The sequence below is a fragment of the Sphingopyxis sp. genome (genome assembly GCF_016463645.1).
GTDB lineage: Bacteria > Pseudomonadota > Alphaproteobacteria > Sphingomonadales > Sphingomonadaceae > Sphingopyxis.
Window position 1 is genome coordinate 20,475 of record NZ_JAEMQX010000038.1, and the last position, 11,846, is coordinate 32,320.

Sequence of the window (11,846 nt, forward strand, 5' to 3'; positions counted from 1 at the left end):
GATCGCCAATTCGGCGCGCGTCGCGGCAAGTCTGTCCGCATCCGAGGTCGCGAGCGGGAAGCGGGATTTCGACAAATTCCTGCGGCTTGCCCCCGAAAAGGCGGGCGAGATCATCGTCGCCGCCGCCGAGCGCCGCCGTTCGCGCGTCCTCGTCGGCAGCGATGCGAAGCTTGCCGCGCTGATCGAACGCATCGCCCCGGTATCTTACTGGCGGTTCATCGGTCGCGGTATGTGAGCCGACATTGAAAGGGCATCGCCTGACGTTTTCAGGCGCACCGGATTATCTGCTTTCGGGCTGATTGAGCCCAAAAGCGGGCTGTCTTCGAGCGGGGCCAGACTCATCTCAACCTGAACGCGGATTTCATGCGCCGGTGCTCGATTATCTGGCAGACTGACCTTCGCCAGGCTCCCCAACCCGAAGTTGCGGCGGTTATCTACCTTTTGAACCCGGTACACCCAGCTTTGCTGCATCCCGGATTGCACGACAGAAACAGCGCATCTCCATCGGAGAATCGACCGGGACGTGCAGCCGCCCTGACGGAGCCGACCGAGAGTCTTTTCGTGGCCGCGCGGGGGTACGCGATGACCCGAATAACCCAGAGAGCCCAGGTTTTCCTAAGCTCTCGTTGGATGGTCGGGGATGTATGGAAATAAGAAAATGGAGGAGAGTGAGGGATTCGAACCCTCGGTACCGTTGCCGGCACTTCGCATTTCGAGTGCGACGCTTTCGACCACTCAGCCAACTCTCCTCGCTGAGAGTGGACGCCCCTAGCGGCGGTCCGCGACACTTGCAACCCTCTCGTCACAATTTCACGGGGCAGCCGCCGGAAAGACACGTCTTTCAGGGCTTGTCGGCTTCCCACCAATAAGGCTGGCGCTTGCGATCGCCCGTCTCGGCCTCGTTCATCGTCAGCGGATCGTAGAGCCGTCCGCCGAGCATCACGCGGTGGATTTTCTCGGTATTGCGGATGTCCTGCGTCGGATCGGCGTCGAGAATCAGGAGGTCGGCGAGCTTCCCCGCCTCGATCGATCCTACATCCTTGCCATAGCCCAGCGATGTCGCGGGCATGATCGTCGCGGCGCGGAGGGCATCGATGTTGCTCCAGCCGCCGCGCACGAACGACCAGATTTCCCAATGCGCGCCGAGCCCCGATTGCTGGCCGTGCGCGCCGATCGATACCATGCGGCCCGTCGCGGCGATCTTGCCCGCCTCGCGCGCCGAATCATCGTCGACATAATCGCTTTCGGGCGCAATCACGCGGCGCTTGTTGTTCGCGGCAAGTTCGGTCGGCGGGATATGCTTCGTCAGGATCGGATGTTCCCACACATTGGTGTGCGCGCGCCAATAGGGATCGCCCGCAGGGCCGCCATAGGTGACGACGAGGGTCGGGGTGTAGTCGACCTGCGTCTGCCCCCAAAGCTGGACCAGATCCTTGTAGAAGATGTGGAGCGGAATGTTGTGCTCGACGGTCGAATTGCCGTCCTGGATCAGCGTGACGTCCTGCGTGAACAGCGAGCCGCCCTCGGGCACCACGGTCATGCCTTCGACCTGCGCCGCCTTGACGACCATCTGACGCTGGTCGCGGCGCGGTTGGTTATAGTTTTTGACGCTGCGCGCGCCTTGCGCCTTCAGCCGGCGGACATGCGCGAGCGCGTCGTCATAGCCGTTGATCTCGGCATATACGCCGGCCGCCTTCGCGCCGTAGATGACCTCCCCGGTCGAAAAGATGCGCGGCGCGAGGATCAGGCCCGCGCGCTGCATTTCGGACGAGACGAAAATCTCCGATGCGCGCGACGAGGGATTGTGGCTCGTCGTCGTGCCCATGGCGAGATTGACGATCTCCGACCAATTCTGCTGCGGCACCAGTTCGTCGTCGCCGTGCGAGCCGTGCGCGTGCGCGTCGACGAAGCCGGGGACGACCGTCTTGCCGGTCGCGTCGACAGTGACCGCACCCGCCGGTACCGTGATCGCGCCGGCTTGGCCGACCGCGGTGATGCGGTCGCCGTCTATGACGATCGCTCCGTTCTCGATCACGCCGCCGTCCTTGTCGGCCATCGTCACGATCTTGGCGCCGGTGATGACCACAACGCCCTTATGCTTCGACGCCGCTTGCGTCATCGACAGCGACACGCCGTCGGTCGGGGGGGTGAATTTCGGCGCCTTGTCATCGACGGGGGCGTTGGTGAAGAGGCTCGCGAGATCGGCACTGAACAGCGTCGCGCCACGGCTCCAGTGGAGGCGGCGGCCGCCGTCGGACCAGTTCATATATTCGGCGCCGCTGCCGGAAACACGCGTTACTGGCAGCGCGCCGCTCTTGGTGCCGAGTGCGACATCCTGTCCCCCGGGCATCAGTGGCGTGACATAGGCGTCGTAATTCTGCCGGAACGCCAGCGTGCGGCCGTCGGGAGAGATTTCATAGTCGCTGACGAGTTCGCCATTGGCATGGACGCGCTTGTCCTGGCCATGGAGGTCGGTGCTGATGAGCTGGCTTTTGCCGTCGGCGGCGGTGACCATGAACACGCGGTCGCTGGTCGAGGCGAACTGCGGCTTGGCGCCGTCGGCGGTGATCCGCTCTGCCGCGCCGCCCGTCGCAGCGATGCGATAGACGCCCGGATCTTCGCTCCAGCGCGCCGAGGTCAGCCCGCCGCTGCCGCGCCGTTCGAATGCGATCGTCTTGCCGTCGGGCGAGAAGCGCGGTTCGGCATAATGGCCGGGGGTGCTGGTGATCTTGCGTGAAGATCCGCCGCCGGCGCCGACGACATGGATTTCACCCATGCCGCTGTCGGTCCAGCGCACAAAGACGAGAGATTTGCCGTCGCGCGACCAGCTTGGCCACGCTTCCATCGCACTGTCCTTTGCATTCGTAAGTCGCCGAGCGGAACCGCCGGTCGCGGGCTTGACCCACAACTTGCCGAGTGTTTCGAACACGACGTTGCGGCCGTCGGGCGAGACTTCGGCCCAGCGCGGCATTTGCGTTGCAAAGCTGTCGGGGGCGACCTCGACCGCCGGATGCGTCGCGTCGACGATCGTGCGGTCGTCGTTGACGCTGAACGGGATGACGCGCGCCTCGCCGCCGGTACCGCTGACGCGGCGCAGCTTGCCACCGGCCCAGAAGATGATGTCGCTGCTGTCGGGGGTCCATGCCATGTTCGGGTAGACGCCGGTCACCGCCCAGGTTTCCTGAACATCTTGGTCGAGCGCATCATAGACCTTCTTCTCGGTGCCCGACGTGAGGTCTTTCACATAGAGTTTCGACTGTGCCCCTTCGCGGCGGACGAAGGCGAGGCGTTTTCCGTCGGGCGAGGGCGTCGGACGCACGGCACCACCCGGACCCGACGCCGCGGTAGTGATCTCGCCATCCTCGAGACTGTAGCGTTCGATATGGAACAGGTCGGTGTTGCTGTCCTGCGCATATTCGAAGATCGGGCCGGGAGTGACGTTGCGGGTGTAGAAGACGCTCTTGCCGTCGGCGGCGAAGATCGGTTCGCCGAGTTCCTTCTGGTGCCGTTCATTGGGTTTCTTGACGAGCAGAACGCCGGCGCCGCCCGAGACATGGTACATCCACACCTCGCCGGTGCCGAGCGAGCGTCCCGTCGTGAAATGCTTCTTGGCGACGATGAATTGGCCGTCTGGCGACCAGCTCGGCTGGTTGAGCAGGCGGAAATCTTCCTTCGAGATCTGGCGCTTGTCGCTCCCGTCGCGGTTCATGAGCCAGATATTGTCGCCGCCCGCGCGGTCGGAGACAAAGGCGATGCGCTTGCCGTCGGGCGAGAAGCGCGGCTGATGTTCATAGGCGAGCCCCTCGGCGATGCGCGTCGGCGCGCCGCCCTCGATCGGCATCGTGTAGATGTCGCCGAGCATGTCGAACGCGATCGTCCGCCCGTCGGGGGCGACATCGACGTTCATCCAACTGCCCTCGTCGACCGACAGCCGGACCTTGCGCGTCGCGAGGCCCGGTGGCGCGTTGACGTCCCACTTGTCCTCCTTCGCATCGGTGGGCGCCGGAGTGGCCGCAGGAGCGGTCTGCGCCCAGACCGAGGTCGAACAAGCCAGAGTCGCCGCGAAGGCGAGAGCGAAGCGCGCCATGAAATTATCCCCGTTTGAAATTATGCTGTGACCATATGGTCCGGACACGAACATGCAAGTGACAGGTTTCGACGAAGGACTGGCAGCGTCGACGAGCGGCTGCTAGCCCGGCGCGCAGAAGATGATAGGGGAGAGCGACGCGTGCCTTTGCAGGGAATCAGGGTACTCGATTTCGGCCGCTATATCGCAGGGCCTTATTGCGCTGCCTTGCTGGCCGACTATGGCGCCGACGTGATCCGGATCGAGGCGCCCGGCGGTAATGACGACCGCTACACAGTGCCGGTCGCCGAGGACGGGTCGGGCGCGATGTTCATGCAGATGAATCGTGCCAAACGCTGCCTGGCGCTGAAGCCCGGAAGCGCGGAGGGGCGCGAGATCGTGTGCAGGCTGGTCGAAACGGCGGATGTCGTGATCGCCAACCTGCCGCACGATGCTCTTGTGAAATTGGGGCTGGACTATGACAGCCTTGCCGCGATCAACCCGCGCGTGATCCTCGCGACTGCGTCGGCGTTCGGCAGCGAGGGGCCGCTCGCCAGCCGTGTCGGGTTCGATGCTGTGGGGCAGGCGATGTCGGGGACGGTGCATCTGACCGGCACGCCCGACCAGCCATACCGCGCGCAGGTCAATTATGTCGATTTCGGCACCGCGCTCCACTGCGCCTTCGGGGTGATGCTCGCGCTGCGCGAGCGCGAGACGACGGGGAAGGGGCAGTGCGTGTCGGGCTCGCTGCTCGGCACCGCGCTCGCGCTGTCGAACGCGCTTACGATCGACTATGCACTGAACGGCATCGAGCGGCAGCCGATCGGCAACCGCAGCTTCAGCTCGGGACCCACCGACCTGTTCCGGACGCGCGACGGATGGATCATCACCCAGATCGTCGGCACGCCGATCTTCGTGCGCTGGGCCGAACTCGTCGAGCGTCCCGAACTGGTCGACGATCCACTCTATGCCAGCGACATTTTGCGCGGCGACAATGGCGAGGAACTGAGCGCGATCATGCAGCGCTGGTGCATCGAGCGGACGAGCGTCGATGCGATCGCTGAGCTTGCCGCGGCGCGTGTACCCGCGGCGCCGGTGCTGCGCGCGGGCGAGGCGCTGGCGCAGCCGCAGGTAGCGGCGATGGGGCTGGTCGAGCCGGTGGACTATCCGGGCGCGGACGGCGCCATTCCCGTGATTCGCGCCCCGATCCGTTTATCGCGCAGCGACAAGGTTGCGCCGGACCGGGCGCCGCAAGTCGGCGAGCACAGCGACGCGATTCTCGCCGGAATCGGATATAATGCGGAGGCGATTTCGGCTTTGCGCGCGGCAAGGATTATTTGAGGCGGCAAGGGTGGACAAACGCCAATCGCCAATTAAGTTACCGGTCAGTATAAAAGTCAGCCCAGGAGTTTTCCGATGACCGACAACAGCGAATATGTGCCGCCGAAAATCTGGACTTGGGACAAGGAGAGCGGCGGGCGTTTCGCTAATATCAACCGCCCGGTCGCGGGGCCGACGCACGACAAGGATCTGCCGATCGGCAAGCATCCGCTTCAGCTCTATTCGCTCGGCACGCCCAATGGCGTGAAGGTCACGGTGATGCTTGAGGAACTGCTGGCGGCGGGCCATAGCGGCGCCGAGTATGACGCCTGGCTGATCAATATCGGCGAAGGCGATCAGTTTTCAAGCGGTTATGTTGCCGCCAATCCGAACAGCAAGATCCCCGTGCTCGTCGACCGCAGCGGCGCCGAGCCGATCCGTGTCTTCGAATCGGGTGCGATCCTGATCCATCTCGCCGAGAAATTTGGCGCGTTCCTGCCGACTGAAACCGCGAAACGTGCCGAGGTACTTTCGTGGCTGATGTGGCAGATGGGCAGCACACCGTTTCTCGGTGGCGGCTTTGGCCATTTCTATGCCTATGCACCGACGAAGCAGGAATATCCGATCAATCGCTATGCGATGGAGGTGAAGCGCCAGCTCGATGTGCTCGACCGGCGCCTCGCGGAAAGCGAATATATTGCAGGCGCCGACTATACGATCGCCGACATGGCGATCTGGCCCTGGTATGGCGCGCTCGCCAAGGGGCTCGTCTATGACGCCGGCGAGTTCCTCCAAGTCGACGACTATAGGAACGTCCAGCGCTGGACCGACCGGATCGCGGCGCGCCCGGCGGTTAAACGCGGGCGAATGGTCAACCGCGTGACAGGCGACCCGGCGAGCCAGCTCCACGAACGGCACGATGCCTCGGACTTCGACTTGCGCACGCAGGACAAACTGCAGGATGCCGAATAAATTGCAATTTATGTGCCGATGTGATCGGCGGACCTTAGCGCTTCCTCAAGCATAGCCGGAATGCGGTCCGATCCGGGCGACCGGGTCACGGAGAGTTCCGCAAAATACGAAAAAGCGGCGTCGGGCTTTCTCGACGCCGCTTTCATTTGCGGTCGGCATCCTGTCGGCATGACAGGTCTTATCCGATTCTCGCGGGGTGTCCGCACGGCAGTTTTTACCCTAGCGCGCGGGGAGCGCGGCGCCGTCATCGTCGAAATGGCGCTGGTGTTGCCGCTGCTCCTCGCGTTGCTGATGGGCATATTGGTCTATGGCCAATATTTCATGCTCGCGCACAGCGTGCAGCAGGCTGCGAACGACGGCGCCCGCGCGTCGATCACCGGGCTCGACGCGGCCGACCGCAGCGCGGTCGGATCGCGCGCGGTGGACCGCAGCCTCCAGGCCGTGGGCGGCACGCACAGCGTCGCCGTGTCGGAAACGAGCGAGGCGATTACCGTCGTAGTGACCTTCACCGCAGCATCGGACAGTTTCCTCCGATCGAGCTTCATCCCGTCGCCGGGAAACGTCATCCGCGCCCGCGCGACTTTCGAATTGCCGGTGGATTGAGCATGACAGTCTTGTCCTTTCTTCGCGATCTGGTCGGTCATCGCGGTGGCAGCATCGGCATTACGACGGCGTTCGGCATGACGATGCTGATCGGGTCCGCGGCGTTCGCGGTCGACCTCGGTTCGCTCTACCTCGACCGCCGCAAATTGCAGGGCATCGCCGATGCCGCAGCGATGGCCGCGGCGGGGCAGCCCGGTGAAGAACGGGCGGCAGCGCAGCGGATCATCGCTGCCAATTGCGATTGCGGGATTCGCATCGCGGTGCTCGCGCCGGGGACCTATACTGCCGATCCCGCGATTCAGGCCGAGCAGCGATTTTCCGGTGGCGGCGCGTCGCCGAATGCCGTGCGCATCACGCTGACGCGCGACCGCCCCTTGTTCTTCGGCAGCTTCCTGACCGGGCAACAGGACAGCGTCATTCGCGCGACCGCCACCGGCGCGCGGCGCGGCTATGCGGCCTTTTCGCTCGGATCACGCGTCGCGGCACTGAACGGCGGCCTGCCGAACGCGTTGCTGTCGGGCCTGACCGGCAGTCAGGTCAATCTTTCGGTGATGGACTATAATGCGCTCGCCAGCACCGATATCGACCTGCTCGCCTTCTCCGACGCGTTGCGTACCGAACTCGATGCCGACGTGTTGACCTTTGGCCAGACCCTCGATGCGCAAGTCACCGTGCCGCAGGTCGTGTCGGCGCTGGCCAGCGCATCGGACGGGCAGGCGGCGAGCGTATTGGAGCGTATCGCGGATACCGCGCTTCCGCGCAGCTTGTTGCCGTCGCGGGCGATCGACCTCGGCCCGCGCTCGTCGAGCATTCGCGTCGATGCCGCCAACCCGGTCAAGGTCAATGCGCTCAGCCTGCTTCGCGCGATGCTGCTCCTCGGCAATGCCAACCGGCAGGTCGACCTGTCGATGGCAAGCAATCTGCCGGGTGGATCGGGCATCAATGTCGCGCTGATGATCGGCGAGCCGCCGGCGGATTCGCCGCTGATCGCGGTGACCGATACCAATGATGTCATCGTCCGTACGGCGCAGGTACGGATGAAGATCGACACCCGCGTCGCGACGCCGGTTGCTAGCGTTCATATTCCCGTGATCGCCGAACTCGGGTCCGCATCGGCACGCATCACCGACATCGACTGCCGTCCGAACAGCGGTGCCGCGGTTTCGCTTGGCGTCATCACCTCACCCGCGATGGTGGCGATCGGGACGGTCCCCGATAGCGACTTTCAGGACATGAAACGCCCGCTCGACCCAAAGCCCGCGCAGGTGGTGAAATTCCCGCTGGTCAGTATCGATGCCCAAGCCGAACTGACCCTGTCGGATCTCGCCGAAAAGGGAGTCGCCTTTTCGCGCAACGAGATCGAGGGCGGGAAAGTGAAGACCGTATCCAGCACGGGGCTGGTCGCAGGCGCCGCGAAATCGTTGTCGGACCGTATGGAACTCGACGTCGATATTCTTGGCCTTGTCTTGAACCTGAAGCTGCTGACGACAGTGGTTGGCGATACCGTCGCACTCGCGGCCCCAGTGCTCGACACTGTGCTGTCCGACCTCACTGGTCTTTTGGGGCTTCAAATCGGGCAGGCCGATACGCGGATCAACGCGCTACGTTGCGGAAGGGCGCGGCTGGTCTGATCGCTCGCATTCCGGCGCCGTTCCGACCCCGATGCGGCCCCAACTCGCAATTCGCCGAGCGAAGGTCGATGGATAGCAACCTATAAGCATTGGAGAAGTAGGTCTTTTCGAAGGAACGAAAGTGAAAGCAGCGCACGAGCCACAGCGCGTTTCAGCGGCGGATTTTATCCGTGGTTTCGCCAATTGGAGATTGCAGTCGGCGCGTAAGCCGGTCGTCGTGACGCATCATGGCAAGGACGCGCACGTCCTGATCTCGCTCGACGACTATCGCCGCCTCGATCGCGAGGTCGGGAACGAGATCGCGGCGGCGTCCGACATACTGCAGGCTTCGCTTGCGGCCTTGGTCGAATCGATTCGTGACGGGGTGATCCTGATCGATCGGCAACGGCGCGTCGCGGCGCTGAATCCCGCGGCATCGGATATGTTCGAAAAACCCGCGGCGGACCTGATCGGCGAAGACCTGGCGGCCGCGTTACCGGGGATCGGGGAAAGCCTGATCTTTCACCACATCATCCGATTGATCGACCATCGCGAACGCTTTTCCGGCGACGTCCCGGGCGTATTCCGTCCGCGCCAGTGGTTACATGTCGACCTGGTCCCGTTGCCGATCGGCGGTGCGATCGTACTGCGCGACGTCAGCGACGCGATGGCGGGTTTCGCGGCGGGCGACATGCGGCAGGCGATGCTGGGTGCCATCGAGGTCGATGGCGGCGTCGGCCATGCCCGGATATCGGTCCGCGAGACGATAGAGGCGGCGAACGCGATGCTGATCGACATGCTGGGGGTCGATGCCGCCGCGATCCGCCGCGTCCGTTTTTCGGCACTATTAGCGGCGGGACAGCGCGCCGCCTTTGTCGATGTGATCGAATCGGTATTTCGTTCCGGCGACCCTGCTCGCATCGTATCGCAGATGGTGGCGCGCGACGGGTCGGTCGTGGATGTCACCTTGTCGATCGTCGAGGTTCGCGGCGCCTATGCCAGCGACGGCGCGGTGATCCTCGTGACTCCGCGCGGCGCCAGCTAGAACCAGCTTCCGCGATCGATTGCGTTGCCGCCGGCGGGAAGCGAGAAATATTGTCCGTCTTCGCCGACGAGAACCGGCCCGTCGAAATGATCCTCTGCGCCGTCGAGGAAGGCGGCGTTCAGATAGGACGACGGCATCGGCGGCACGACATGGCTGAGCACCAGCATTTTCACACCGGCAGTTTTCGCGCTGTCGGCGGCTTGTGCGGGACTGGCATGGTAATCGATAATGTCGCGCATGATCCGCGCGGTCTGCTTGCGGCCCGATTTGTCAAGCGCGGCGGCGAGCTGCTCCACCATCCTGGGCTGGAGGGCTTCGTGGATCAGAAGATCGGCGCCCTTCGCCGCGACCTCGAGTGTCTTCGATGGTGCCGTGTCGCCGCTGATCACGACGCTGCGGCCCTTGTAATCGAAGCGATAGCCGACGGAGGGTTGCACCGGACGATGATCGACCGCGAAGGCGGTGACAAGCAGGCCGTCGGCCTCGTAGACGACGGTCGGGGTGGTTGGAACTTCGAAGGGCATCGCGATGGCACCGGCGGCGGCGGGCGGGGTGATCTCCACGCCATGATGTTCGGTTCGAAAGATGTTATCGAGCGCGTAGGCGGCGTTGAAGCCTGCGATCACGTCTTCGACGCCAACAGGGCCATAGACCGGAAGCGGCGCAGTGTTGCCGCTGGCCGTCCAGCGCAGCAGCATCATCGGCCCCATTCCGTCGATATGATCCGAATGATAATGGGTCAGGAACATCGCTTTGATCCGTGCATTGGGCAGACCCATCTGCGCGATATTCCGCGCGGCGCCTTCACCGGCGTCGACGACGAACATGGCCTTGCCGGCGATCACGACGGTGCAAGCCGCGGCGCGCTCGCGGTTGGGGAGGGGGGAGCCGGTCCCGCAGAGGCCGACGTGCAAGCCGTCGGGCAGCGCTTCGAGCGTATCGCGGGTCGCGGCGCGTTCGACCGCGCGTTCGAACAGCCACATGCCGATCGGCCGCTGGAACAGCCATGCCGATAGCATCAATATGCTGATGATTGCCGCAATCCACAGCGCGGCGCGTTTGCTTCGCGTCATATCCATCCCCCTTTTTCATCCGCCCGCGGCTGCCGCGCGTGCTGGACAAGCAGGGATGTTACGCGCAATCATTGCACAAAGGAAAGTTGCAAGTCGCAACTTGCCGTTTACGTAAAGGTGAGCGCCCAGTATAAGGGCGCCATTGCCCAATGGGAGATTCGTGATGGACATGGAATTCAGCCCCGAGGATCTCGCCTTCCAGCAGGAAGTGCGCGACTTCATCGCCGAAAATTACCCCGCCGACCTGCGCGACAAGCAGGACGAAGGCGAAGAGATGTCCAAGGAGGATTTCCTCGCCTGGCACAAGATTCTGTACAAAAAGGGCTGGATCGCACCCGCATGGCCGGTCGAATATGGCGGCACCGGCTGGACGCCGACGCAGCGTTTCATCTGGTCCGAAGAAACCGCCCGCGCCGACTGCATCCGCCTGATGCCCTTTGGGCTCGCGATGGTCGGCCCCGTCATCTACACCTTCGGTACGCCCGAACAGAAGGCCCGCTTCCTGCCGCGTATCCTGTCGGGCGAGGATTGGTGGTGCCAGGGATATTCGGAACCCGGTTCGGGCAGCGATCTCGCCAGCCTGCGCACGACCGCGGTCGCCGACGGCGACGATTATATCGTCAACGGACAAAAGACATGGACGACACTGGCGCAGCATGCCGATTGGGGTTTCTTCCTTGTCCGCACCGACAAGGAAGCGAAGCAGCAGGAAGGCATCAGCTTCCTCCTCATCGACATGAAGTCGCCCGGCATCACCGTGCGCCCGATCATCACATTGGGCGGTGAGCATGAGGTCAACGAGGTGTGGCTGGAGGACGTCCGCGTCCCGCAATCGCAGCGCGTCTATGAAGAGAATAAAGGCTGGACCTGCGCCAAATTCCTGCTTGCGCACGAGCGCACCGGTATCGCCGGCGTGGCGGCGTCGAAGCGCGGGATCGAGAAGGTGAAGGCAATCGCCCGGACCGAACTCGACGGCGACAAGCCGCTGCTCGCCAACGCCTTCTTCAAGCGCAAGGTCGCCGAACTGGAGGTCGACCTCGCGGCGCTCGAATTCACCGAACTCCGCAGCCTCGCGGGGCCGAACGCCGGGCGCGGTCCGGGGCCGGAATCGAGCCTGCTCAAGATCAAGGGCAGCGAAATCCAGCAGCGGTTGACCG

At 63.8% G+C, this 11,846-nt stretch carries 8 protein-coding genes, 1 tRNA gene and 1 pseudogene; 7 read left to right on the forward strand and 3 right to left on the reverse strand.

Features of this window, described 5'->3' with window-relative positions; genetic code table 11:
• Positions 1 to 235: pseudogene (locus JHC57_RS10235) on the forward strand (hypothetical protein); the annotation flags it as partial.
• A 424-nt stretch (positions 236 to 659) separates the two neighbouring features.
• Here the strand turns inward: JHC57_RS10235 and JHC57_RS10240 are convergent.
• Positions 660 to 749: transfer RNA gene (locus JHC57_RS10240), tRNA-Ser, on the reverse strand.
• Between the two features lie 92 nt (positions 750 to 841).
• Entirely contained in the window at positions 842 to 4,087 is a 3,246-nt protein-coding gene (locus JHC57_RS10245) for an amidohydrolase family protein (protein WP_294029900.1), read from the reverse strand.
• A 141-nt stretch (positions 4,088 to 4,228) separates the two neighbouring features.
• Between JHC57_RS10245 and JHC57_RS10250 the strand changes: the two genes are divergently transcribed.
• The 5 genes from JHC57_RS10250 to JHC57_RS10270 all read left to right on the forward strand — a co-directional run bounded on the left by JHC57_RS10250 (position 4,229) and on the right by JHC57_RS10270 (position 9,616).
• Positions 4,229 to 5,407: a CoA transferase gene (locus JHC57_RS10250; RefSeq protein ID WP_294029901.1), complete on the forward strand. Its 1,179-nt coding sequence runs from the start codon at positions 4,229 to 4,231 to the stop codon at positions 5,405 to 5,407.
• A 75-nt stretch (positions 5,408 to 5,482) separates the two neighbouring features.
• Positions 5,483 to 6,358 carry a glutathione-dependent disulfide-bond oxidoreductase gene (gene yghU, locus JHC57_RS10255; RefSeq protein ID WP_294029902.1) on the forward strand — a complete coding sequence of 292 codons (876 nt, stop codon included), beginning with the start codon at positions 5,483 to 5,485 and terminating at the stop codon, positions 6,356 to 6,358.
• Positions 6,359 to 6,526: 168 nt separating this feature from the next.
• Positions 6,527 to 6,961 carry a TadE/TadG family type IV pilus assembly protein gene (locus JHC57_RS10260; protein WP_294029903.1) on the forward strand — a complete coding sequence of 145 codons (435 nt, stop codon included), beginning with the start codon at positions 6,527 to 6,529 and terminating at the stop codon, positions 6,959 to 6,961.
• A gap of 2 nt (positions 6,962 to 6,963) precedes the next feature.
• On the forward strand, positions 6,964 to 8,592 hold the full coding sequence (locus tag JHC57_RS10265) for a TadG family pilus assembly protein (RefSeq protein ID WP_294029904.1): 1,629 nt from the start codon (positions 6,964 to 6,966) through the stop codon (positions 8,590 to 8,592).
• Between the two features lie 121 nt (positions 8,593 to 8,713).
• A complete protein-coding gene (locus JHC57_RS10270; RefSeq protein ID WP_294029905.1) occupies positions 8,714 to 9,616 on the forward strand; it encodes a PAS domain-containing protein in 903 nt (300 codons plus the stop codon).
• On the opposite strand, the gene JHC57_RS10275 is transcribed toward JHC57_RS10270, so the two are convergent.
• Positions 9,613 to 10,689 (reverse strand): MBL fold metallo-hydrolase, encoded by a 1,077-nt coding sequence (locus JHC57_RS10275; RefSeq protein WP_294029906.1) that lies wholly within the window; start codon positions 10,687 to 10,689, stop codon positions 9,613 to 9,615. The two genes, JHC57_RS10270 and JHC57_RS10275, sit on opposite strands and share 4 nt — an antisense overlap.
• Before the next feature lie 163 nt (positions 10,690 to 10,852).
• On the opposite strand from JHC57_RS10275, the gene JHC57_RS10280 reads away from it, so the two are divergent.
• Positions 10,853 to 11,846: acyl-CoA dehydrogenase family protein (locus tag JHC57_RS10280; protein WP_294029907.1), on the forward strand; the 994-nt coding region annotated here is incomplete at its 3' end.